The 23,837-nt window shown below is 60.6% G+C and carries 25 protein-coding genes and 1 tRNA gene; 12 read left to right on the forward strand and 14 right to left on the reverse strand.

Annotated features, from left to right (window positions below):
- Window positions 1-288: hypothetical protein (locus BTW08_RS19110; RefSeq protein WP_168170635.1), on the forward strand; the 288-nt coding region annotated here is incomplete at its 5' end.
- A 235-nt stretch (window positions 289-523) separates the two neighbouring features.
- Window positions 524-898 carry a hypothetical protein gene (locus BTW08_RS04705; protein WP_139313578.1) on the forward strand — a complete coding sequence of 125 codons (375 nt, stop codon included), beginning with the start codon at window positions 524-526 and terminating at the stop codon, window positions 896-898.
- A 288-nt stretch (window positions 899-1,186) separates the two neighbouring features.
- On the opposite strand, the gene hmpA is transcribed toward BTW08_RS04705, so the two are convergent.
- Entirely contained in the window at window positions 1,187-2,401 is a 1,215-nt protein-coding gene (gene hmpA / locus BTW08_RS04710; protein ID WP_075561377.1) for an NO-inducible flavohemoprotein, read from the reverse strand.
- Window positions 2,402-2,512: 111 nt separating this feature from the next.
- Between hmpA and BTW08_RS04715 the strand changes: the two genes are divergently transcribed.
- Window positions 2,513-2,959 carry an Rrf2 family transcriptional regulator gene (locus tag BTW08_RS04715; protein ID WP_075561378.1) on the forward strand — a complete coding sequence of 149 codons (447 nt, stop codon included), beginning with the start codon at window positions 2,513-2,515 and terminating at the stop codon, window positions 2,957-2,959.
- Between the two features lie 301 nt (window positions 2,960-3,260).
- Entirely contained in the window at window positions 3,261-3,713 is a 453-nt protein-coding gene (locus BTW08_RS04720) for a GNAT family N-acetyltransferase (protein WP_075561379.1), read from the forward strand.
- Between the two features lie 227 nt (window positions 3,714-3,940).
- Here BTW08_RS04720 and BTW08_RS04725 read toward each other — a convergent pair whose 3' ends face one another.
- A complete protein-coding gene (locus BTW08_RS04725; RefSeq protein ID WP_075561380.1) occupies window positions 3,941-6,547 on the reverse strand; it encodes an AAA family ATPase in 2,607 nt (868 codons plus the stop codon).
- 576 nt (window positions 6,548-7,123) lie between these two features.
- On the reverse strand, window positions 7,124-7,522 hold the full coding sequence (locus BTW08_RS04730) for a helix-turn-helix domain-containing protein (RefSeq protein WP_075561381.1): 399 nt from the start codon (window positions 7,520-7,522) through the stop codon (window positions 7,124-7,126).
- Between the two features lie 65 nt (window positions 7,523-7,587).
- Here BTW08_RS04730 and BTW08_RS04735 point away from each other — a divergent pair, with 65 nt between their 5' ends.
- Window positions 7,588-8,289: a cation diffusion facilitator family transporter gene (locus BTW08_RS04735; protein WP_075561382.1), complete on the forward strand. Its 702-nt coding sequence runs from the start codon at window positions 7,588-7,590 to the stop codon at window positions 8,287-8,289.
- Between the two features lie 91 nt (window positions 8,290-8,380).
- On the opposite strand, the gene BTW08_RS04740 is transcribed toward BTW08_RS04735, so the two are convergent.
- The 5 genes from BTW08_RS04740 to rep form a co-directional block, all read right to left on the reverse strand.
- Window positions 8,381-9,058: an RES family NAD+ phosphorylase gene (locus BTW08_RS04740; protein ID WP_075561383.1), complete on the reverse strand. Its 678-nt coding sequence runs from the start codon at window positions 9,056-9,058 to the stop codon at window positions 8,381-8,383.
- Complete coding sequence (locus BTW08_RS04745) at window positions 9,055-9,456, reverse strand: MbcA/ParS/Xre antitoxin family protein (protein WP_075561384.1); 402 nt, start codon at window positions 9,454-9,456, stop codon at window positions 9,055-9,057. Before BTW08_RS04745 ends, BTW08_RS04740 begins: the two co-directional genes overlap by 4 nt.
- A 173-nt stretch (window positions 9,457-9,629) precedes the next feature.
- Window positions 9,630-9,706 (reverse strand) — tRNA-Arg (locus BTW08_RS04750).
- Window positions 9,707-9,916: 210 nt separating this feature from the next.
- Window positions 9,917-10,759: a serine O-acetyltransferase gene (gene cysE / locus BTW08_RS04755; RefSeq protein ID WP_075561385.1), complete on the reverse strand. Its 843-nt coding sequence runs from the start codon at window positions 10,757-10,759 to the stop codon at window positions 9,917-9,919.
- A gap of 56 nt (window positions 10,760-10,815) precedes the next feature.
- Entirely contained in the window at window positions 10,816-12,864 is a 2,049-nt protein-coding gene (gene rep / locus BTW08_RS04760; protein WP_075561386.1) for a DNA helicase Rep, read from the reverse strand.
- Window positions 12,865-12,928: 64 nt separating this feature from the next.
- Here rep and BTW08_RS04765 point away from each other — a divergent pair, with 64 nt between their 5' ends.
- Window positions 12,929-13,390, forward strand: coding sequence for a GNAT family N-acetyltransferase (locus BTW08_RS04765; protein ID WP_075561387.1), 462 nt, complete (start codon window positions 12,929-12,931; stop codon window positions 13,388-13,390).
- A gap of 11 nt (window positions 13,391-13,401) precedes the next feature.
- On the opposite strand, the gene trmL is transcribed toward BTW08_RS04765, so the two are convergent.
- The 3 genes from trmL to pyrE all read right to left on the reverse strand — a co-directional run bounded on the left by trmL (window position 13,402) and on the right by pyrE (window position 15,556).
- Complete coding sequence (trmL, locus tag BTW08_RS04770) at window positions 13,402-13,872, reverse strand: tRNA (uridine(34)/cytosine(34)/5-carboxymethylaminomethyluridine(34)-2'-O)-methyltransferase TrmL (RefSeq protein ID WP_075561608.1); 471 nt, start codon at window positions 13,870-13,872, stop codon at window positions 13,402-13,404.
- A 216-nt stretch (window positions 13,873-14,088) separates the two neighbouring features.
- On the reverse strand, window positions 14,089-14,658 hold the full coding sequence (locus BTW08_RS04775) for a YfaZ family outer membrane protein (RefSeq protein WP_246837640.1): 570 nt from the start codon (window positions 14,656-14,658) through the stop codon (window positions 14,089-14,091).
- Window positions 14,659-14,851: 193 nt separating this feature from the next.
- Window positions 14,852-15,556, reverse strand: a complete 705-nt coding sequence (pyrE, locus tag BTW08_RS04780; RefSeq protein ID WP_075561388.1) for an orotate phosphoribosyltransferase — start codon at window positions 15,554-15,556, stop codon at window positions 14,852-14,854.
- A gap of 124 nt (window positions 15,557-15,680) precedes the next feature.
- Here pyrE and BTW08_RS04785 point away from each other — a divergent pair, with 124 nt between their 5' ends.
- Window positions 15,681-16,448, forward strand: coding sequence for an exodeoxyribonuclease III (locus BTW08_RS04785; RefSeq protein ID WP_075561389.1), 768 nt, complete (start codon window positions 15,681-15,683; stop codon window positions 16,446-16,448).
- Window positions 16,449-16,580: 132 nt separating this feature from the next.
- Here BTW08_RS04785 and BTW08_RS04790 read toward each other — a convergent pair whose 3' ends face one another.
- The 3 genes from BTW08_RS04790 to BTW08_RS04800 form a co-directional block, all read right to left on the reverse strand.
- A complete protein-coding gene (locus BTW08_RS04790; RefSeq protein ID WP_075561390.1) occupies window positions 16,581-17,306 on the reverse strand; it encodes a 16S rRNA (uracil(1498)-N(3))-methyltransferase in 726 nt (241 codons plus the stop codon).
- Window positions 17,307-17,315: 9 nt separating this feature from the next.
- Complete coding sequence (secB, locus tag BTW08_RS04795) at window positions 17,316-17,801, reverse strand: protein-export chaperone SecB (RefSeq protein WP_075561391.1); 486 nt, start codon at window positions 17,799-17,801, stop codon at window positions 17,316-17,318.
- A gap of 104 nt (window positions 17,802-17,905) precedes the next feature.
- Window positions 17,906-18,328 carry a rhodanese-like domain-containing protein gene (locus BTW08_RS04800; protein WP_075561392.1) on the reverse strand — a complete coding sequence of 141 codons (423 nt, stop codon included), beginning with the start codon at window positions 18,326-18,328 and terminating at the stop codon, window positions 17,906-17,908.
- 398 nt (window positions 18,329-18,726) lie between these two features.
- On the opposite strand from BTW08_RS04800, the gene gpmI reads away from it, so the two are divergent.
- The 5 genes from gpmI (at window position 18,727) to BTW08_RS04825 (ending at window position 23,824) form a co-directional block, all read left to right on the forward strand.
- Complete coding sequence (gene gpmI, locus BTW08_RS04805; RefSeq protein ID WP_075561393.1) at window positions 18,727-20,301, forward strand: 2,3-bisphosphoglycerate-independent phosphoglycerate mutase; 1,575 nt, start codon at window positions 18,727-18,729, stop codon at window positions 20,299-20,301.
- Between the two features lie 45 nt (window positions 20,302-20,346).
- Window positions 20,347-21,525 carry a peptidoglycan DD-metalloendopeptidase family protein gene (locus BTW08_RS04810; protein ID WP_246837641.1) on the forward strand — a complete coding sequence of 393 codons (1,179 nt, stop codon included), beginning with the start codon at window positions 20,347-20,349 and terminating at the stop codon, window positions 21,523-21,525.
- A gap of 153 nt (window positions 21,526-21,678) precedes the next feature.
- Window positions 21,679-23,073 (forward strand): S41 family peptidase, encoded by a 1,395-nt coding sequence (locus tag BTW08_RS04815; RefSeq protein ID WP_246837642.1) that lies wholly within the window; start codon window positions 21,679-21,681, stop codon window positions 23,071-23,073.
- A 75-nt stretch (window positions 23,074-23,148) separates the two neighbouring features.
- Window positions 23,149-23,439 (forward strand): nucleotidyltransferase family protein, encoded by a 291-nt coding sequence (locus BTW08_RS04820; protein ID WP_075561395.1) that lies wholly within the window; start codon window positions 23,149-23,151, stop codon window positions 23,437-23,439.
- A complete protein-coding gene (locus tag BTW08_RS04825; protein WP_246837643.1) occupies window positions 23,420-23,824 on the forward strand; it encodes a DUF86 domain-containing protein in 405 nt (134 codons plus the stop codon). Before BTW08_RS04820 ends, BTW08_RS04825 begins: the two co-directional genes overlap by 20 nt.
- Window positions 23,825-23,837: the final 13 nt, after the last annotated feature.

The following is a 23,837-nucleotide window of genomic DNA, read 5'->3' on the forward strand; positions in this document are numbered from 1 at the left end:
CACTTCGACCAGCAGAGCGAAGCGCTCAGCATCGAGCAGACCGCGCAGTATCATGCGCTGCCGACTCGCTACAGCGTCGACACCGTCAACGGTGGCCATAGCGCCGCGGCAGACCAGGCTCTGCAGCAGGTCGCCAACACCACCCAACTGGCAACCGACATCGAAGCGTCCCACAGCGACTTGATCGGTGAAGGTCAGAGCGACGCTGCTGCTCAGGCGCTGCAAAACGCCACGCAGACCGTCAGCAATGACAACGGCAACGTCGAAGTGAATTTCGCCAGCCTGTAAGTCTTCGCCTTCGGGCGCAGTCTCACCGCTAGTCGAAAAAGGGAGCCATCGGCTCCCTTTTGGTTTTATATCCTGCAAAAACGAATGGGTTCAGACGCTACAACCACCATCATTCCTGTCGATAGTTTATTTCGCGCCATTCGATTTTTGTTAGACGGCTAACAGATCAATAATGACATCACCGGTTGAGGCCAAGAGCCCAACACCAAAACAGATGATCATTGGAGGCAACACCATGAAAACTCGCATTCTCGCCGCTATCGCCATTGCCGTCGCTCTACCCACCATCGCCCAGGCCAACAGCCTCGTGACCGAACGTCACTTCGACCAGCAAAGCGAAGCGCTCAATATCGAGCAGACCGCGCAGTATCACGCGCTACCGACTCGCTACAGCGTCGATACCGTCAACGGTGGTCATAGCGCGTCTGCAATTCAAGCGTTGGAGAACGTGGCCGATGCCACTCAGTTGGCTACCAATATCCCGGCGAGCCACAACGCCCTGATCGGCCAAGGCCAGAGTGAAGCCGCCGCCCAGGCGCTGCAGAATGCCACACAGAATGGCGGCAACGACCGCGGCAATGTCGAGATGGACTTTGCCAGCAACAGCTAAGCTGCTGATTGACGGAAAATGAGGGCCTGCGGGCCCTTTTTTGTGGCAGATACACGGCTATCGGCGGATCGTGACATTATCCATTCAGCACATGGCTCTTGTTCGCCCTCGAACTCTCTGCTGGTGGGCGGCTTCGTTCGAGACCGAAAGCACAAGAGAATTCGGCCGGGGCCGAACGGCACTCGAGCCGAACGACACCAGGATTAACGACACAGCCCCGATCGGTATCGCCGATCGGGGCTGTATTATAAGGAACTCACGTATCGTCTTTCTCGCGAGATGGCGACCTCAGGTCGCCAGCGGTTGCTGCGGTCCGAAACACTCGTAGCGCCGGTTCTCGGCCGGTACGCCCTGCGCAGCCAATAGCTGATCGACCTGCTGCATCATCACCATCGGGCCGCAAAAATAGTAAGTCGCCTGCCGATCGCCGACCCAGGCCTTCAGATCCTCGGCTTCGATTAGGCCCCGCTTGTCGAAGTCGGTATCCTCGGCACGAGGTTCATCGAAACAGAGGTGAAGCCGGAAATTGGCGTGCTCTGCCGCCAACGCTTCCAGCTCCGGCCCGAAGGGCCGTACGCCGCCGTGCCGCGACGCCTGGACGAAAATGATGGGGCGAGCCGTAGACTTTTTGAGCGCGGCGTGCGCCATGGAGATCAGCGGCGTAACGCCGACACCACCGGCAATGAGTACCAGCGGTTGCGCCTCCGCCTCCGGCAACTGCAGCGTGAACTCGCCACAGGGCGGAGACAGTTCGACCCGATCCCCGACGGCAAGGAAATCGTGAATCCAATTCGACGCATTGCCGGCCGGTACATCTTCGCCCTCGCCCGCCTCGCGTTTGACGCTGATGCGAAAGGCTGCCTCACCGGGCGCGTTGGAAAGGCTGTAATTGCGCATTGAGAGCCGACCATCCGCGGTATGAAGCCGGATCGAGACATACTGCCCCGGCTGGTGTTCGGCCAGCGGCTGACCATCGACGGGTTCGAAATAGATCGATACGATGTTGTCGCTCTCGACCTGGCGCCGGGCCACCACGAACGGCTTGAACCCCGACCAGCCATAGCGTTCGTCCTGCCCGGCGTAGATGTCTTTTTCCCGCTGAATGAAAACATCCGCCAGTTGCCCGTAAGCCGCTGCCCAAGCATCGATGACGTCATCCGTCGCGGCATCTCCCAGCACTTCACGGATCGAGGCCAGCAGATTTTCGCCCACGATGGGATAGTGCTCCGGCTGAATCGTCAGCGAGGTGTGCTTCTGGGCGATGACCTCGATCGCCTGCCCCAGTACGACGGGATTATCGATATGCTGGGCATAGGCGAGAATCGCACCGGCCAGCGCCCGCTGCTGAGTACCGGAACGCTGGTGCGCCGGATTGAAGTAGGTTTTGACCTCGGGATTGTGTTTGAACATCCGGGCATAGAAATGCCGGGTCAAACTCTCTCCGTGGGCCTGTAGCACGGGAACGGTCTGTTTGATAATAGCGGTCTGTGCGGGGGTGAGCATGGCGTACTCCTGGCGGAAAATGCGATCGAGATGGCTCGGGCACCAAAAGGGTATGTAACATACCTTTTTAAATAGGAGTATCATTTACCAAATTTAACTTGTCAAGGTATCATGAAGCTCACTACGCACACCGACTATGCGCTGCGCCTGCTGATCTATCTGGCAGTGAGAAGCGACGAGATGCCCGCCACGGTCCAGGCGGCGGCAACGCATTACGGTATTTCCAGCAATCACCTGGCCAAGGTCGCCCAGACACTGGTGCAACTGGGCTACGTCACCAGCCTGCGCGGTCGTGGTGGTGGATTACGCCTGCAACGACCCGCCGAGGAAATCAACATCGGGGCGCTCGTCCGTCAAACGGAGAATCTGGAACTGCTCGAATGCTTCGGGCCCAACTCCAGCTGCCCCATCGAACCCGGCTGCCGCCTCAAGAACGTATTGTGGAAGGCACAGCAGGCATTTCTGGAAATTCTCGACGGCTATGTCCTGGCGGATCTGGCCGGTAACGAGCAGGAATTACGAATATTGCTGTCGGCGCGACCTGCGCAAAGCCCCTGACGAAGAAAAGCAGGCACATCTTGCATTGAGAAAGCCCCGAAACAACCGTCAAAGAAAACCGCCGCTCAATCAGTGGCGTGAGGGCGGTTTTAGGGTTCTTTAACCACATGTAAATGATTGTTTTCCAAGTATTTTTTATAATGTCGACAATCTAAGTATACCTCCGATATACCTTTCAGCCTCGTAAGCTAACCGTGTGGCTGCTCATCGCACGGCCACTCAGCTACGTTCGTCTATGGGCACTGTGTGCCCCAAAACGATCGCCCATGGGCTTTTCAATCGCTGCCAAGGGTATCGATATATGCCAATTCAAGTAAGAGAAGCTAGCAAGGCGGATATCGGCGAGATCTTCGCCATCCGCACCAGCGTAGCCGAGAACCATCTCTCGCTTGAGCAGCTCGCCGAAATGGGTATCACACTAGAGACCATCGCCGCCATGCTCGACCAGGGCCCTAGTCTCTGGGTTGCGGAGTTTGATCGAGTACCCGTGGGCTTTTCGATGGTTCGCTATGAAACCGGGAGCGTATTTGGTCTTTTCGTCCGAGCCGATTACGAAGGGAGAGGTGTGGGCCGCTTACTTCTTGAGAAAGCCGAGCGCCATCTATTCGCCAAATTCGACGAGATCTGGATGGAAACCGAGATCGGCAGTCGAGCCTATGCATTCTACGAGCGTGCCGGCTGGCTTCCCGTTGAGAAGCGGTGTCGTGGCTTGATGAAGTTCGTCAAAGCCCGATCCGCGGCGGGTGGCCGGTGAGTGACAGTATTCGGTCAAAAGCGGAAATCTCTCTATGGCAACACCTAGCCCCAAGCTGACGTCATCTACTGGATGATGCGTGCTACAGACTCCAAGGCGGTGGGCGTCTCCCATCCCCAAGCCATCTTCTAAAAAACACGACTCTTCCTCGTCACTGGTCCTACGAACTTGTAGCGCCCCGCCTTCTGAGTGACGCGCTGCGGTTGAGTCCATGCTACCGCTCTTCCCTATGCGGCGGTTTTCGTTCGCTTATCGAAATCATTGATCCAATCTCGTAGCTTGCTTGCGTCGGCGATGATCTCGTCGATATCGGGCAGGTGGGTGGGAGTTTCGTCTGGCTGGGAGTGCTCAAAGGCGGAATACTTCGACATTAGATCGTCGATGACGATGCAATCCGCTGGCTCGATGGCTGCCAGTTTCTTGAGTACCCCCATCGTTTTGATCTCGCGGCGGAAGCGCCCAACGATGTTCGCACACAAGTGAACTTCCACTGTGCGCTCCACCAAAATGCGGAAGGGGCTGCAGGCATCCTTCAATGCCATCTGCCTGAGCTTTGGCTCCAGCCGCTTAGCGGCGCCCATCTCACTGATGAGCTGGCCAAGGCCAGGTTTGGGCTTCAGTGAGAACGTGTTGACCAATGACGGTACGCCCGTCTGGTGACCTTCCCGCCCGATCGCAATGACCTTGCAGCGAGCCTTGAAACCTTTCCCGATGCGCTTCTCGTGAGCGTCTTGCAGTAGGGCCAAGAGAGACAAACGATGGGTGAAAACGATGACTTGGCGACTCTCTGCAAGCTCGGCGATCCGCGCGGCCACTGCCTCCTCGAACCGCTGGTCAAGCGATGAGATGGGGTCATCGAATACGATAGGAATGGAACGATCGCTTCCGGTAGCATCGGCTAAGAACGCGGCCAAGGCAATGAGCCGCTGCTCGCCCTCGCTCAACACCTCGCAGTTTTCGACGCGCTGTTTGGGAGCTAGAAGTTCCGCGCAGAACGTGAACCTGCCTTTCCCTTGAGACTTATGTTTCATTACCACGGGCAACCCTTTGCCACCCAACTTCCCCATCTCGGCGTTGAAGCGATCGCAGAAACCTTGGGCCAACTCTGCACTTGCGATCTCGTTGTTCTTCGTTGTTAGCGTTTTCGTTGACGTCAAACGGATGGCCGCATCAAACTTCGCGACCGCAGTCAGGCGCTTGACCTCGGCCTTAATGGCGGAAACGTTTGCAGCTAGCCACTCTTTACCACGTAGGTCGAGCAGCCGCTCCTGACTGGCTCTCCTGCCTTCCACGTCAATTAGCCTAGCAAGCTGATCACGTTCCAGCTCAAGATCTGCGATCCGTTTGGCATGAGCGACGTGCCAAACCGACCAATCCACGCTGGGGACGTCTGCCAAGTCTGACGCTACCTTCAAAGCAGTGGTTCGCGCGTCCACGGCCACTCGCAGTGATTCGCCAACCGCAACGTCCAAGCCAATGGTTTGGCTTACGGTGGCCCACACCTGCTCGTCGGGCACTGACTGCAATGCCTTGACCTGGTCGTTTAGGTACGTTTCGGCGGCCGCTGCATCGGCTTGGAGCTTGTTCTGGATAAACTCGGAGAACCCGAGCATGCGCGCCTTGGCGTCAGCGCCGAGTTCCTGTTGGCACAACACGCACCTCGCTCCTTCTTCGACGTTCGGGTGCTCGTGATCCGGGTAGGCCGAGGCCGTTGAATACGCCTCTGCAGCTACCCATAAGCGGCGCCAAACCTCTTCTCCAACGCCTCTTAGTGGCACCTTGTCGAAGAACGCCATGGCGTGCGTACTAGCGGCCTCTCGCTTGCCGATGGCATCTGCTCGAGCAGCGATGATTGCATTGACTTGGTCGACGGAGGTCGCGGCTTCTCGATCCAGCGCCGATTGCTTGTGCTTGGCGAGCTGATCCAGTTGCTTGACCACCTTGGTATGGAGCACGGACGGGTTGGGCTGTGCCAAGGCCGCCTCCAATGTCACCCGTTCCACGCGTTCCTGATCGGACACGCCGCAAGCCGCGTCAATGGCCGCGTCTTGGGCTTTAAGCTTCAGAAGCTCCCGAAGCGTCGCAGCCGCCTTCGATTGGGACAAATCTGCATTGAGTTGCGGCAGCTGGTTCACCAGCAGATCCGCGCGCTGTCGCAGGTTGGCGCCGACGCGATCGGAAATCTCGATGAGACGCCCCATGAACACCATGGGCCGAGGCATGTGGGTTGCAGATGTCGCTTTGTCACCAAATTCTACGGACGTCGCGGAGTCGAACACAGGGATCGCTTTCAGCTCGGGTAACGGGCCCTTGCCCATGTCCCACGTCAGCTCTGACGCTTGAGACGCTGGCCCTTTTTGATCCATGGCCCTAATTTTCACCGCTGCAGTTGGGTTCTCGGTGGCGTCCAGAAAAACGTGGCCATACATGGGGCCTGCTATGCGCGCCCCGCACAAGTGTTTGGTCAAGCGCGCGTAGCCGGATTTGCCGGATCCGTTGGGGCCATACACGACCGCCAGGTCCGCCTCTCCTAGCTCGAGATGGGCTTGGTCGCCCAACGCGTTGACACCGCGGATGTCGAACAATCGTTCAAGTCGCAGTCCGCCGCGCCCTGGGGTGCCAGCAATTGCGCCGGGTACCAGTGGAGCGGAATCTTGGCTCAACTCCTTTGCGGCTTCTTGCAGGCAGTGATCTGCTAGCGCGTCGATGCCCGTCACGTCTGGCATGCGCCGGTAGGTGATCAGATCATGCGCGGCCGCCCGCAACCAACTGGCTTTGCTGTTCAACCACGCCTCAATCTCAATCGGCGCGGAGTCTTCATTTTGGCTCGTCATTGCTCCCCCCAGAGAAAATTTTCAGGCCAGTGGGCTCAAAGCCTGTCACGGGTTGTTGTTACTATGTTGCACCGCTTTTTGCGGGATTTCCCTGCAGGTCAATCCGGATCTGGGGGTGGGTCTTAAGCCGAGATCCAACTAGCTTGCCATACTCGCCCTTCGATGGCAGTGAGTCGGGTTTTACCGTGTATGACTCACTGGACCGAATGAATTGCATTTAAAATCGAGGGCAGCCCCCTTCCTAAGTCTGCTCTGGGTCGGAACCCGTCAGCCTTCTCAACCCCTGTCAGGAATACCTTTCGTATCAATCTGCCACACTCCGTTTCATTTCTCTATCCAACATCCCCCACCTTTCGTCGGGCTGGTTGCAAAACGCATTATTCCGCATCATTTTTCCGGCCCCATAATCGCCCTGCCGCCCCAGTAGCGGCGCGGCTTGGAGCCACCTGCGACGCTGCATCAAAATCGACCCATTTAGCGCGCAGGCGGGGCGGGGAGTCGACAGCGCGCCGGCAGCTTGCGGCGAGATAAGGGCAGGATGGTGGCCACAGGGACGTGGCCACCCATTCGCCGCTGTTACCGCGACAGCGACTCGATGATTTTGCAGTCGGCCACCGTATCCGCCTGGCAGCATTGCTCGAGCCGGTCGAGTTCCCGTTCCAGCTGCTGTAGATCCTTCAGCCTCGACCTGACCCGCTCCAGTTGCTCGTGGATGATCGAGTCGACCTGTCGGCACGGTGCGTTCTCGTCATCGGCGAGTCCAAGCAGCGATTTCACATCCTCCAGGCTCAGGCCCAAGTGACGCGCGCGCTTGATGAAGATCAGGCGATCTCGCTCACGATCCGTGTAGAGCCGATAACCGCCCTGTGTTCTGGTCACCGGCGAGAGTAGCCCCGCGCTTTCGTAATAGCGGATGGTCACCGCCTTGGTGTCGGTGGCCTTGGCAAGCTGACCTATGGTTATCCGGGTATCCATGATGCTTGACCCTATAGCGGCTAGAACCTTCATGCTATCAGCCAATCATTCGAGGAGGCACTGGCATGGATTCCTGCTGCGAGAACAAGGCTGGCGAGCTGGCGCAATTGCGAGGCGCGCAGGCCAAGGTGCTGTACTGGGTACTCGGTATCAACGGCTCGATGTTCGTGATCGAGTTCGTGGCGGGTTGGCTGATCGGGTCGACGGCGCTATTGGCAGACTCGCTCGATATGTTCGGCGACGCCACCGTCTACATACTGACGCTGTACGCGCTGAACCGAAGTGATCGAACGCGGGCCGGTGCGGCGTTGGTCAAAAGCCTGTTCATGTTCGTCTTTGGTTTGGCGGTCATTGCCGAGGCAGTTCACAAGAGCGTGGTAGGCAGCGTGCCAGAGGCCGGCGCGATGGGGATCATGGGGCTGCTGGCGCTGGCCGCCAACACGGTCTGTTTCATCATGCTGCTGCGCTACCGCTCGGCGGATCTCAATATGCGTTCGACGTGGCTCTGCTCGCGTAACGATCTCATCGCGAATACTAGCGTGGTGCTGGCAGCGGTGGCCGTCGGCATGACCGGCACGGTTTGGCCGGATGTGGTGGTTGGCCTGGCCATCGCTGCGCTCTTCCTGCATTCGGCCTGGCAAGTTTCGACCGAGGCGATTGTCGAATGGCGAGTTACAGGGCAGGCCAAGGCAGATGCTTCTTCGCCGCCTTCTGAAACGGTAAGCACCGGGAATTGCTGTGAATCGAAATCGTCATGCTGTGACTAATGGGGATTCCAACGCGTCACGGAGGGCATCCGATCTGTTGCGAATACCGGGTCGAGACGATGACGGGCGAAAACGACCACTGAATGGAAATCTACTCGATCAGTTTGAGCTCGAGGACATGGCGAATGCGCTCGCCATCCCACTCGTAGCCCAAATGCCGGCCCTGCCGCGTGGCGGACATGACCGGCGGACGTAGCACCGCCGCGCATTCGCCATCGGGGTCGCGCACGCTGGGGTACACGATGCCGTTCCCGCTGGCTTCCCAGACTTGCCGGCCGAACGCCTGCCCTGCGCTCCAATCATCGGGATCTAACAGGGGTGCGGCGCTTGGCTCGCCACGTAGGTCATGCAGCGTGCCAACCAGGTCCGAGAGATAAACTCGCTGCTGTAGCTGCATGGGCGGCTCGCTGGAGTCGTGCAGGAATCGTTCAGCGTGGTAACGCGTCTCGGCGATGGCTGTGGCCTCGCTCAAAGCGCAGTAGTAGACCCCGAAAGCCCCATCGCTGAAACGTGACCCCTGACCCGTGAAGTGGCAAAAAGCTGCCATGACGGGCGTCCAGCCTAGACCGTAGCGGCGATCTTCCTCTCGGACCATGTGAATCGCGCCGGCTTCCTCCCGTAACCGGGTGGAGGTCTGGCCTTCCAGCCGATTGAGAAGATTCCAGTCGCCAGGCGCGGCGACACGCTCGAATAGGTCGATAGGCGGAAACCGGGAAGGCACGACGCGATAGCTTGGCCGCCAATGTACGGTCGAGAGTGGAAACGTCATGCGTGGCTGCCACCGCGTGCGGCATCGAGGTACTGACGCACCACGTAGAGATCGGACACCAACCCGCTACGCAGTCGTTCGAGAGGCGCCTGCCCTGAGAACAGTGGATTGCTGTTCGGCCGGCGCAGCCAGCTATCCGCTGCATCGCTGCGCGGCAAAAGGATCTGCAACGCCTTGTAGATTCCCAGGATCAAAGACATGCGCTCTAGCTGGTTTACGTCCAAGGTGGCCTTGCCGGGCTGCTTCTGCCAGCGGCGATAAGTCGAACCCGGCACGCCAAGCAGCAACGCGGCCTCCTGCTCCTTCAACTGCCAATCTCGAGCGATGTTGGGATAGGTGCGCATGGCCGCCGCGCTCATATCCTGGCGCTGGTCGCGTGACATCTGAGTGATAGCCATATCGCCTCCTCGTGCCATTTGGCGGTTTTTATAGATTATCCGCCACTTGAACACAATTGTCATTATGGAACCATTGCTCGCGCGCCATGCGGCACAATGATCACGGACTGAAACGGCAGGCAAAGAAAAGCCGCCGTTCGAAGCGTTTCGAACGGCGGCTTTCGCAGGATTCTTGGCGCGCCCAGTAGGATTCGAACCTACGACCCCTGCCTTCGGAGGGCAGTACTCTATCCAGCTGAGCTATGGGCGCGTATGACGGGAGTCATGCCGGTTCGCGTCGATGACCTAGGATGGCCCGCAAGCGGCGCGGCCATCCTACCCGCTCGGTCAATGGCTGTCCAGCGGCGGCGGGGCCGCGGCGGATTATACTGAAGCCGCATCAACACGATAACGACAAGTGACCGATAGGGATGAGGGCGACATGAAACCGAGACGTTTTCTGGTGTTTGCAGCCGCTATACTAACGCCCGCAGCCGAGCCGGTTGGTCGTCAGGCCTGTGTGTTTCGACTTCGCCCCGCCTTGATCCCCGTCAAAGCAGTGCTGCATTTCCCGCGATGGCGCATCGCAGCCTGCATCGCCAATGATCCTCGCCGGCACGCCCACCGCCGTGGTGTGCGGCGGTATCGCCTTGAGCACGACCGAGCCCGCACCGATTCGTGCCCCTTCGCCGATCTCGAGATTGCCGAGTATCTTCGCGCCGGCGCCGATCAGCACACCGCGGCGAATTTTGGGATGGCGATCTCCCGTTTCCTTGCCCGTACCACCCAGCGTGACGCCTTGCAGCAGCGAGACTTCATCCTCGATGACGGTAGTTTCGCCGATCACTACGCCGGTGGCGTGATCGATGAACACACCGTTGCCGACCCGTGCCGCGGGGTGGATATCGGTCTGGAACACTTCCGAGCTGCGGCTCTGCAGATAGCGCGCCATCTGCCGGCGGCCGCTCTGCCACAGCACGTGGGCGAAGCGATGCACGGTCAAGGCGTGGAACCCCTTGAGATAGAGCAGCACTTCGGTGACCTGGCGAATCGCCGGATCGCGTTCAATCACTGCGGTCAGATCCTGGCCGATGCCTTCACCGACCGAGGGATCGCCGGCCAGCAGCTCGTCGAACAGCTTGATCAACTGATTGGCCGCCAGATCGGGATGCGCCAGGCGTTGGCCCAGGCGATAGGCCAACCCCGCGCCCAGTGTCGAGCGATTGAGCACCGCGCCCAGCATCAAGGGGGTCAACAGCGGCTCCTGCCGCGAGATCGTCATCGCCTCGTCGCGGGCCTGCTGCCATAGCTCGATCGTGTTCATCGTCTCTCCCTGAAGTGCCTACCCGCGACTGTCGCCACCGGCGCCAAGTGGAATCTCTAGCCTAGCAGCGAACGCAACCCGGCGATGGCGCTCTGGCCGCGTTCCTGCTTCTTCTCCGGGTTTTCCTTGTCGGCGCGCCCTTCCCATTCGAGATCGTCCGCCGGCAGTTCGTCGAGGAAGCGGCTCGGGGTGCAGTCGAGCAGTTCGCCGTAGGCCTTGCGCTGGCGGGCGAGCGTCAACGTGAGCGTGCGTCGGGCACGGGTGATGCCGACATACGCAAGACGCCGTTCCTCTTCCACGGTGCCGGACTCGATCGAGTTACGGTGCGGCAGCAGTTCTTCCTCCAGCCCCATCAGGTAGACATGGGGAAATTCGAGGCCCTTAGAGGCGTGCATGGTCAACAGCTGAACGCGGTCGGAGTCGTCCTCCTCGGCCTGCTGCTCGAGAATGTCGCGCAGCACCAGACGCGAAATGGCCGACTGCACGTCGTCGGTCTCCTCGGAGGCCTCGCCGTCTTCGTCGTCGCGATGCATCGACTTTTCGAGCTGGTCGATCAGCGTCCAGACGTTGGCCATGCGGCGCTCGGCGATGGTCGGCGCGCTGGCGTTTTGATACAGCCAGGCTTCGTAATCCATATCGCGGATCATCTCGCGAATGGCGGCAATGGCATCGCCCTGGTCCATGCGCTTGCGCACGCCGTCGATGAAGTGGGCGAAACGTCCGAGACGCTCGACGGCGCGGGTCGGCAGCACCTGCTCGAGCCCCATTTCCTGGCAGGCCGATAGCAGTGAAGCACCCCGTTCACTGGCATAGTTGGCCAACTTTTCCATGGTGCCGGGGCCGATCTCGCGGCGCGGCACGTTGACGATGCGCAGGAAGGCGTTGTCGTCGTCAGGGTTGATCAACAGCCGCAGGTAGGCCATCGAATCCTTGATCTCGTTGCGGGAGAAAAACGAGGTGCCGCCGGAAAGCTTGTAGGGAATCTGGTGGTGCTGCAGCTTGAGTTCGAGCAGCCGGGCCTGGAAGTTGCCACGGTAGAGCACGGCGAAATCGCGCCACTCGGCGCTCTCCTTGATGCGCCGCGTCAGAATCTCGCCGGCCACGCGTTCGGCCTCGGCCTCTTCATGGCGATTGACGATCACCCGAATCGGATCGCCCGGCCCCATGTCCGACCACAGAGTCTTCTCGTAGACGTGGGGGTTATTGGCGATCAGGGTGTTGGCGGCGCGCAGGATCGTGGCGGTGGAACGGTAGTTCTGCTCCAGCTTGATCACGTTCAAGCGCGGGAAATCCTCGCCGAGGGTCACCAGGTTCTCCGGCCGGGCGCCACGCCAGGCGTAGATAGACTGGTCGTCGTCGCCCACCACGGTGAACGTTGCACGTTCGTCCATCAGCATCTTGACCAGCTGATACTGACTGACGTTGGTGTCCTGATACTCGTCAACCAGCATGTACTGGATCCGCTTGCGCCAGCGCGCCAGCGCCTCGGGATCGGTCTTGAGCAGCACCACCGGCAGCATGATCAAGTCGTCGAAATCGACCGCGTTGTAGGCCTTGAGATGACGGTTGTAAGCTTCGTAGATCCGCGCGGCGTACTGCTGGTCTTCATCTTCGGCGTGAGAAATCGCCGGCCCCGGTAGCACCAGGTCGTTCTTCCACTGGGATATCTGACTCTGCACCCCGTTGATCTGCTCGGCGTCAGTGTCGGCTTCTTTCTGCATCAGGTCCCGCAGCAGCGCCTTGGCATCTTCCGGGTCGAACAGCGAGAATCCCGGCCGGAAACCCAGCGCCTTGAGCTCGCGGCGGATGATATTGAGCCCCAGGTTATGGAAGGTGGAGACGGTGAGCCCGTGACCCTCACGCCCCTTGAGCATCTGCCCGACGCGCTCCTTCATCTCGCGGGCCGCCTTGTTGGTAAAAGTGACGGCGGCGATCTTGCGCGCGCTCATCCCGCACTCCTGAACCAGGTAGGCGATCTTGGTGGTGATCACGCTGGTCTTGCCGGAACCGGCGCCCGCCAGCACCAGGCACGGGCCGTCGATGAAGCGAACGGCTTCCTGCTGACGCGGGTTGAGCTTGGCGAGACGTTGGCGAATATCGGACATGAGGGCAGAATCGCAGAGGTAGAAACGGAGACATCAAAACAACAGAGCGAGAATGATACACCTCATGCGCATCGTAAGAGACGATTTACGCGGTCCCGAAATCGCCGCCATGCTGGAAGCGCATCTCAAGGACTTCGAGCCAAATTCGCCGCCGGAAAGTCGCCACGCGCTGGATCTCGATCGTCTGCGCCGCCCGGAAATCCATTTCTTTAGCGCGTGGGAAGACGGCCAGCTGCTCGGCTGCGGCGCGTTCAAGCGTCTGAACGACGAGCACGCCGAGATCAAATCGATGCGTACCGATCCGGCTCATCTGCGCAAGGGAGTGGCGACAGCTCTGGTGGCCCATCTGATCGAGGAAGCACGGGCAGCGGGATTCGAACGCCTGAGCCTGGAAACCGGATCAGTGGCCCACTTCGCCCCGGCCAGAAAACTTTATGAGGCGTTTGGCTTCGCTTACTGCGAGCCGTTTGGCAGTTACCGCGAAGATCCGTATAGCGTCTATATGACGCGGCGACTGGATAACTGAAGACCCAAAGTCTAGACATCCACCGCGCCGACGAAATCCATCTGACGCCACGCCTCGTAGACGATGAGCGCGCAGGCGTTGGAAAGATTGAGGCTGCGGCTGTCCGCCAGCATGGGAATGCGCAGACGCTGTGCCGGTGGCAGGGCATTCAGCATTTCTTGCGGCAGCCCGCGGGTTTCGGGTCCGAAGACCAGCGCGTCGCCTTCACGATAATGGATATGGTTGTAACCGTGACGGCCGCGGGTCGAGACACCGAAGACGCGTTCCGGCCCTACGGTTTCGAGAAAGGCAGCCCAGTTGGCATGGACCTGGACTCGCGCCCATTCGTGATAGTCGAGCCCGGCGCGGCGCAGACGCTTGTCGTCGAGTTCGAAAGCCATCGGTTCGATGATATGCAGGCGAAATCCGGTATTGGCGCATAGCCGGATGATATTGCCGGTATTGGGCGGGATTTCCGGTTCATAGAGCACGATATCAAGCATGGCGGCCGGCTCGGATGCGGGTAACTCTCGCATCATACGCAATCGGCACAGCTTTCTACAGCGCCCCGCTCTCTACAACGCCCGAGAAGGGCGCCGGCATCTTCTGTAACAACTGGGAGACGGCGCCGCTTTCCACCGCGCCTCTAACCCGGCGCGGTCGTAGCTCGTAGCTCGTAGCTCGTAGCTCGTAGCTCGTAGCTCGTAGCTCAGTAAGGTCTAGAAACCGACGCTGACGCCCAGCACCGGACCGCTATCCAGCGTGCGGCCGTTGTCGTTGTCGAAATCGGTACGCATGTAGCGGTAGCCGCCGTAGACGTAGGTCTGCGAGATGATGTTGACCCGCGCCTGCGCGCCGTATTCGTAGCTCTTTTCCACGTCACCGCTGGTCAGGCCATCCGGCGTGTAGAAACCGTAGGCGCCGATCGAGGTCAACGGAATCGGCGTGTCGACGAACGCGGAACCGCCGAGCCCTAGACCGCCACCGTTACCGTAATAGGTATCCTGGTACTGATAACGACCACCGACGGAGAGATCGATACCCGGCAGCCACGGCGTGAACATCAACGAGCCCGAGTAGGCCTTGGCATTGTGGCCGCTGTCATCGGTATTCAGGTAACCAACCCCGGCCCGCAAGGTGGGAAAGATGGTCTGACTGGCTTCGACACCGAAAGACTCGTCGCCGCCGTTGGCGGAAACGCTCAGCGCCATCGCCTGCTGACTGGCAAAGACGAAGCTCGCCGTGGCAAGGGCAAAGCCCCATGGCTTCATTCCGCGGTTCTTGATCATGATAGGTCTCCCGGCATTCGTGCCAAATCGCGTTGGACTAACGGCGTAAGCGTGGCATAATTTCCGCGTTTATCAAACGGTGTTTTTAAACCATTTGTAACGCCACTCGCCAACGATCTTGCTGCGGCTAATCGTAGCAGGCGCGAGCATCGACCATCAGCGCCGGGAACCGACGGCCGGGTGGAGCGATAGATCAAGGAGTGTTGGTAACGCCGTACCGGTCGCGGTAGGCGCGGATCGCTTCCGCGTGCTGGGCGACGGAAGAGCCGTCTTCGCCGCCGCGGGGTTGGCGGGTTTCCAGGTAGGCAAGCAGTTGATCGAGGTTGACGATGCTCACAACCGGCATATTATACGTCGCCTCGACTTCCTGGATCGCGCTGTGTGGCTTGAGGCCATCGGCGTCCTGGCCCCGTTCCTGACGATCGAGTGCGATCACGACTCCAGCAGCATTGGCACCGGCGTTCTGGATGATCTGCATGACTTCGCGGATCGCCGTCCCGGCGGTGATGACATCATCGATGATCAGGATGTTGCCGCGTAACTCGGCACCGACGATATTGCCGCCCTCGCCGTGAGTCTTGGCTTCCTTGCGGTTGAAAGCAAAGGGCATGTCGCGCTGATGATGGTCGGCCAGTGCAACGGCTGTACTCGCCGCCAGCGGTATACCCTTGTAAGCTGGACCAAATAGTACATCGGCCGCGATGCCGCTGTCGGCAATGGCGCTGGCATAGAACCGTCCCAGGCGGGCCAGGGCACGGCCGGAACGGAACAAACCGGCATTGAAGAAGTAGGGACTGACACGACCGGACTTGAGCGTGAACTCACCGAAGCGCAACACCCCTTCGGCGATGGCGAATTCGATGAACTCCTGTTGATACGGCTGAATCTCGACGCTCACCCCAGGCCTCCCTATTGCCTCATGTTTGATGACGGCCGCTACCGTTTTGATCAAACGCAGCAGTCATTTACCTAAACCTTTCAAGCTCGGGTATCATACACGCGCGACAAAGAAGGAACACTGTATGAAAATCGCCAGCATCAATGTGAACGGAATCCGAGAGGCCGTCGAGCGGGGCTTTCTCGACTGGCTGGCCGAACAGGATGCTGACGTCGTCTGCGTGCAGAACCTGAAGGCCAAGAGCTTCGAGCTCGATGACAGCATTCTCTATCCGGAAGGCTACGAAGGCTACTTCCTGGACGCCGAACAGGATGGCTTTTCCGGGGTCGGGCTCTACTGCCGCAAGATTCCCAAGGCCATCATGTACGGTCTGGGTTTCGAGCAGTGCGACAACGAAGGTCGCTTTCTGCAGGCGGACTACGATCGCTTCAGCATCGCGACGTTCCTGATGCCCGAGGGTGACGATCCGGCCACCAAGCAGACATTCATGACTCAGTATCTCGAGTACTTGAGCAAGATGGCTCGCAAGCGTCGCGAGTACATCATCTGCGGCACCTGGCACATCGCCCACAAGACACTCGATCTCGCCAACTGGACCGACAACCAGACGACACCCGGCTTCAAGCCCGAAGAACGCGCGTGGATGGATCAGGTCTTCGGCCCGACCGGCTTCATCGATACCTTCCGTGAAGTCAATCGGGATGCCGGCCAGTACACCTGGTGGCCCAAGCTGGATCAGGAAGTGTCACGCTCTCGTCAGGAAGGTTGGCGTCTCGACTATCAGATCGTCGGCCCCAACTTCCGTCGCAACGTGAAAGACGCCTGGATCGATACCGACGCGACCTTCAGCGAGTTCGCCCCGCTGATCGTCGAGTACGATCTCGAGCTGTAATCGCCCGACCCAGCCGCACGCCAGCAGCCGTCAGCGATTCACAACGAAAACACCCCGCCAACCGGATAACGGCTGGCGGGGTGTTTTCGTTGCGAGATCGGCAAAAGCCGTCGAGAGCTAGCGACGACCCGTCTACAAATCGCCGAAATGGTACTGCAGCAGCGTCATCGCGACCACGGGGGCGGTTTCGGTGCGCAGAATGCGCGGGCCGAGAGTCAGCGCCTGAAAGCCGGCACGTCGGGCGGCGTCGACTTCAGCATTGCTGAGCCCGCCTTCGGGGCCGATCAATAACGCCGCAGACTCGACTGAATCTGCCTGCTGCCAGCTATCGTCGGTGGCGGGATGCAGCACCAGCCGCAGGCTCTCGTCGCGCTCGCCGAGCCATTCGGACAACGATCGTGGCGGATGAATCACCGGCACGCTGGCGCGCCCGCACTGCTCGCAGGCACTGACCGCGACGCCCTGCCAATGCGCCAGTTTCTTGGCCTCGCGCTCGCCCTTGAGGCGCACGTCACCGTGTTCGACGTAGAGCGGCGTGATCGCGGCCACGCCGAGTTCGACGGATTTCTGGATCGCGTAGTCCATGCGATCGCCCTTGGAGATCGCCTGGCCCAGATGCACGCTCAACGGTGACTCGCCGCCGCCTTCGGTCAGCGTCTCGATCCGGGCAACGACCCGCTTGCGGCCGACCTCGATCAGCGTGGCCTGGGCCTCGTGGCCGTTACCGTCGAACAGCGTCAGTGCTGCGCCCTCGCGCAGGCGCAACACCAGCGAGACGTGGCGAGCCGGCCCGTCGGGCAGAACGATGTCGCCGCCAGCGAAGAAGCTGGCGGCGACATGAATACGCGGTTTGGCCATGGCTCGAATTTACTGCGTGGTTTCGCTGGCCTGGGCGGTGCGCTGCTTCTTCTGGGCGTACATCGCTTCGAAGTTGACCGGCGCCAGCATCAGTGGAGGGAAGCTGCCACGGCTGACCAGGCTGTCGATGCACTCACGCGCGTAGGGAAACAGCACGTTGGGGCAGAACGCGCCCAGGGTGTGGTCGAGCTGATCGCCGGCGAGACCGGAGATGCGGAACAGCCCGGCCTGCTCGACTTCGACCAGAAACGCCGTGGCGCCGTCTTCGTTGTTCGACACCTGCGCCGTCACCTTGACCACGACCTCGTAGAGATCTTCGCCCACCGACTGGCTGGTGGTATCGAGATCCAGACCGACCTTGGGCTTGAACGGCTGCTGGAACACGCTGGGCGCATTGGGTGATTCGAACGAGATGTCCTTGACGTAGATGCGCTGCAGGGAGAACTGCAACTGCGGCTTATCCTGAGAACCCTGCTGATTGTTGTCTTCCGCCATGATGCGTTTCCTGTACGTTCCTGAATGACTAGGAGCGTTCCTGAGTGAATAAGAGCGTTCCTGACTGACTAGCCTGATTGACTATGAGTCTCGATGGCCGGCGCCTAGCGCCGTACCACCGGAAGGCCATCGGCCTGCCACTGCGCCATGCCGCCCTTGAGCTTGTAAACCCGGGAAAATCCGGCCTGGCTGAGCTCGGTGACCGCGGCGGCCGATGTCTGACCCTGCTTGCAGACCACGATGACCGGTGTGTCCTTGTGCTTTTCGATCTGCGGCAGCCGCTCCTTGAGACGCGACTGGGGAATGTTCTTGGCGCCAGCGATGTGGCCCGCCTTGAACTCGTTGCTCTCGCGGATATCGATCACCACACCGTCTTCGCGGTTGATCAGTGACGTGGTCTCGGTGGTGGAGACGCCGGAGGCGCCGCCGCGCTTGGCCTCGAATGCCAGCCATGCCAGCAGCACGACCAGAAAGGCGCTGACCAGCAGCGGATGATTTTCGACGAATTCGAACAACTGATCGATCATGGGTCTGCCGACACTCTAAATCTGGGGCCAATGGGATCGCAAAAACGCCTTATGGCGTGCGACTCCGCCCTTGGCGCGTCTGCATCAAATCGCGTCCGCAACCTGGCATGTGAAGCCTTCGTTGCTCGGGACGCGAGCGGCTGAAATTCCTGGCCCGCTAGCGGGCGCCGGCCATTATACACGAGGCCGCCGTTGAAACGAGGAAGGCGCGGGCGCTCGCGCATTCCAAGGCAGGCGGCTGACCCGACTCACTCGGTGCGCTATCCTTCAGGATTCTGATTCAGAACGCTAGATTCCAGAACGACAGATTCCAGGACGACAGACTTCAGGACGAAGCATTCCGCCGCCGCTGGTTTCGACACGACTCACTCCGTTCATCCGATTTTTCGAGGCTTGTCATGGCAGATACTTCCAGCATCCCGCGTCCCGTCGCACTGTTGATTCTCGATGGCTACGGTCAGAACGACGATACCGCCAATAATGCCGTCGCCGCCGCCGATACCCCGGTGATGGATCGTCTCAAGCGCGATTTCCCCAACACCCTGATTCATACCGATGGCCCTTACGTCGGCCTGCCGGACGGACAGATGGGCAACTCCGAAGTCGGCCACATGAACATCGGCGCCGGGCGGATCGTCTATCAGGACTTCACCCGCGTCACCAAGGCGATCGCCGACGACGCGTTGAAGACGAACGAGGCGCTGACCGCACCCATCGATGACGCCGTCGCCAACCACGGCGCCGTGCATCTGATGGGTCTGCTCTCTCCCGGCGGCGTGCACAGCCACGAGGACCACCTGCTGGCGATGGCGGAACTCGCCGCCAGCCGTGGCGCCAAGCGGATCTACCTCCACGCTTTCACCGACGGCCGCGATACCGCGCCCAAGAGTGCCGGCGCCTCGATCGAGCGAGCCAACGCCAAGCTGGCCGAGCTGGTCGGTGCCGACCATGGCTTCGTCGCGTCGGTGGTGGGTCGTTACTTTGCCATGGACCGCGACAACCGCTGGGATCGTGTCGAGAAGGCCTATCGCGTCGTGCGCTTCGGCGAGGGCGAGTACGTCGCCGACAGTGCCGAAGCCGGGCTGGCAGCGGCGTACGAACGCGGCGAGACCGATGAGTTCGTCGGTGCGACTGCCGTGCGCCCCAACGGCGACAAGATCGTCATGGCCGACGGCGATGCCGCCCTGTTCCTGAATTTCCGCGCCGATCGTGCCCGCGAGCTGACCCGCGCCTTCGTCAATCCGGATTTCGACGACTTCGATCGTGGCGAGCGGATCAAGCTGGCCGGCGAGGGTCTGGTGACGTTGACCCACTACGCCGACGACATCGACACGCCCGCCGCTTTCCCGCCCAACGATCTGGTCAACACCCTGGGGGAGGTCGCGGAGAGTCATGGCCTGACCCAGCTGCGTATTGCCGAGACGGAAAAATACGCCCACGTGACGTTCTTCTTCTCCGGCGGTCGCGAGGCCGAGTTCAAGGGTGAAGATCGCGCCATGATCCCGTCGCCGAAAGACGTCAAGACCTACGACGAGAAGCCGGAGATGAGTGCCTACGAGCTGACCGAGACGTTGGTCAAGGCGATCGAGGCCGGCAAGTACGACCTGATCGTCTGCAACTACGCCAACGGCGATATGGTCGGCCACTCCGGCGACCTGAAAGCGGCCACCAAGGCGATCGAGACGGTAGACGTATGTCTCGGTCGCGTGGTCGAGGCGATCCAGAAGGCCGGCGGCGAATGCCTGGTCACCGCCGATCATGGCAATGCCGAGATGATGGTCGACCCCAAAACCGGCAATCCGCATACCTCTCACACCACCTTCATGGTGCCGCTGGTCTATGTGGCCCGGAGTCAATCCGCCAAGCTCAAGTCGGATGGTCGGCTGTGCGATCTGGCACCGACCCTGCTGCACATGCTGCAGAAGCCCGCGCCCGAAGAGATGACCGGCAATGTGCTGATCGACGATGCGTGACGCTGACTCGCGAGTCGTCACCGTCCACGCGGGAGTCCGTCCAACGTGAGTCGTAGGCAAGTCAGGCGTCTCTCTCGGTGCGGACTCGGTAGCGGTACGATTACATTGTTGCTGGCCGGCAGTCTGCTGCTGGCCGGCCCCGCGCTGGGTCAGGCCAATCCGCAGGAAGCCCGGGCCAGGCTGGACAGCCTGGCGACCGACATCCAGGCGCTGCAGGGCAAGCTGGAAAATACCCAGGCCGCTCGCGGTGATGCCCAGGACGAGCTGGAACAGGTCGAGACGGCGATCGGCCAGACTCACAAACGCCTGGATACTCTCCAGACCGAGCGCCATAAGCTCGATGGCGAAGTCGACAAGCTCCAGCACAAGCGCCAGACCCTGGCAGCCGATCGCGACCAGCAGCGCGAGGCACTGGCACGCCAGTTCGACGCGCTCTATCGTCTCGGCACCACGCCCCAACTGAAGTTGTTACTCAATCAGGACGATCCCGCCGAGGTCGATCGGCTCCAGCACTATCTCAATGCGCTCTCCTCGGCGCGGCGCGAGAAGCTCGAGCAGCTGCGCGCGCTCAACCAGCAGTTGGACGACAATCTGGCGGCGATCGATCAGCGTCGTTCGCGCCTGGACGAGGTACAGACCGATCTCGAGCAGCAGCGCCAACGGCTGGCGTCGAACCTCGAGGAACGTCAGGCGCTGGTGGCCAAGCTCAGCGGTCGTTACGACAGCGAGCAGTCTCGACTCGAGGATCTCAACCAGGACAGGGCTCACGTCGAACGTCTGCTGGATCGTATGCAGAAAGAGCTCGCCAACCTGAAGAAGCCGCCGCCCTCGACCGCGATTCGTCAGACCCGCGGCGGCCTGCCCTGGCCGGTACAAGGGTCGATGCTGTCGAGTTACGGCAGCGGTGACGGGGTCAATCGCAACGGTATTCTGATCGGCGCGCCGGAAGGCACCGCGATCAAGGCGGTGCATGCCGGCCGGGTGGTCTTCGCCAACTGGATGCGTGGCTTCGGCAATCTGCTGATCCTCGATCACGGCGACGGCATTCTGACGCTGTACGCCCACCTTCAGCAGATCGACGTCGACCCCGGACAGCAGGTGGACAACGGCCAGACGGTTGGCGCTGTCGGCAATACCGGCGGCCAGTCGCGCTCGGCACTCTATTTCGAGGTGCGCCAGAACGGCAATCCGATCGACCCGAGCCGCTGGATCGGACGCCGCTGATCGGTCCGGCACTCTGTAACCACCGGTTGCGCTGGATCATCGCCCCGCCGAAACGCTATGCTGGGTTATCAAACGCCGTTCCGTCATCGGAGTGGCAAGGTGTCGGGCTCAGCGGCGCCAACCAATCCTTTCTGCTCGAGTCGCGGAGACCGCATGAATTCAAGTCGTCTGAAGACAAGGCCTCTCGCCAGCACGCTCATCGGCTCGTTGCTGCTCGCGCTAATACCCATCATGGGGTTGGCTCCGGCCGCTCAGGCGCAGACCGACAGCGCTGCTGGCGCGCCCGCTCAGACTCAGGGCGATGCTCTCAGCCAGGCCGAACGGGATGCCGCCAACGGCCTGCCGGTGGAGGACGTCCAGACCTTCGCCGAGGTCTTCGAGCGTATCAAGCGCACCTATGTGGAAAAGGTCGACGACAAGACGCTGCTGCGCAACGCCATGCACGGCATGCTCAGCCAGCTCGATCCGCACTCGGAATATCTCGATGCCGATGCCTTCCAGAACCTGCGTGAAACCACCGAAGGCGAGTTCAGCGGCGTCGGGATCGAGGTTGGCCTGCGCGACGATCAGCTCACCGTCATCGCACCGATCGACGATACTCCGGCCGCCCGCGCCGGCGTTCAGCCGGGCGATCGTATCGTCGCCATCGACGGCACCCCGACCAACAATCTGAGCCTGCAGGAAGCCGTGGATCTGATGCGCGGCGATGCCGGCTCCGATATCGAATTGACGCTGTTGCGAGACGGCGAGCAGGAGCCGCGCGACCTGACACTGACGCGCGAGTCGATCCAGTCCGAGAGCGTGTCCAGTCGTCTCGTCGAGCCCGGCTACGGCTATCTGCGGATCAGCCAGTTCCAGAGCCGCACCGGCGAGCAGACCCGCGATGCGCTGGAATCGTTGACGAAATCGGGACCGCTGCAGGGACTGGTGCTCGATCTGCGCAACAACCCGGGCGGCGTACTTTCCAGCGCCGTCGACGTTGCCGATCAGTTCCTCTCCAGCGGGCTGGTGGTTTACACCAAGGGGCGCCTGCCGGACGACGACATGCGCTTTACCGCGCACGCCGCAACCGTGGCTCCAGACGTGCCGCTGGTGGTGCTGATCAACGGCGGCAGCGCGTCCGCGGCCGAGATCGTCGCCGGCGCGCTGCAGGATCAGGGCCGCGGGGTGCTGATGGGCACGCGCAGCTTCGGCAAGGGCTCGGTGCAGCAGGTGATGCCGCTCGGCAACGGCGACGGTCTCAAGCTCACCACCGCGCGTTACTACACCCCCAGCGGACGCTCGATCCAGGCCGAAGGTATCGCCCCGGACGTTCGCGTGGTCAGGGGGCGGCTGGAAGTGGAAGAGAACAGCGGCCTGCAGCTGCGTGAATCCAGCCTGCGCGGTCATCTGCTGAATGGCGATCCCGCTGCCACCGGCGACAACCCGGATACGCCGGTCGCCGCCGACGATTATCAGCTGAGCGAAGCGCTGAATCTGCTCAAGGCGCTCAATGTGGTGCAGCGGAACCGTTCGGGGGAGCCAGCGCCTCGAGCGCAAGCGGACTGAGTCGAAAGACGGCGCTTTTCATCGGCTCGGGTGCCATGACTGTCCTGGCACTCGGATTGAGAAGGGGTAAACCGGATGAATCGAAAAGAAGTCCTGCGGCGGCTACAAAAGCACCTGCCGACCTTGTCGGCTGAGTTTCAAGTCAAAACACTGGCGCTATTCGGTTCTATCGCGCGTGATCAGGCGACGCCGGAGAGCGATATCGACATTCTGGTAAGCTTCGAGGGTCCGGCAACGTCAGCGCGATACTTCGGCGTTCAGTTCTATCTCGAAGACCTGCTGGAATGCCCGGTCGACCTGGTCACGGAAAAGGCATTGCGGCCGGAATTGAGACCTTTCATCGAACGTGAAGCACTTCATGTCTAATCAACGGCCAGAACGCGAGTGGCGTTTTTACATCGACGACATGCTCAGTTTCGCCGAGAAAATTCTGGCCTATACCGAAGGTCTCGATCAAGACACCTTCGTTTCGAGCGACCTCACCTACGATGCCACTCTTCGCAATCTTGCGCTGATTGGTGAAGCCGCAACTCGCATCCCGGAAGACGTCCGCACTGATCACGCCGAGGTTCCATGGCGGCTGATCATCGCCACTCGCAATCGACTGATACATGCCTATCTGGGCGTGGACAACGACACCGTCTGGAGCATCATTCAGGAAAACATTCCCGAACTCCTGGTCATGCTGGAGCATATCCAGGCCCAGCATCGAGATCCCCCCTCTTGCTGGAACTCAGACACATCGATCTGAATTCATCTCTACG

This window comes from Salinicola sp. MH3R3-1, assembly GCF_001937155.1.
In the GTDB taxonomy this organism is placed as follows: Bacteria; Pseudomonadota; Gammaproteobacteria; order Pseudomonadales; family Halomonadaceae; genus Salinicola; species Salinicola halophyticus.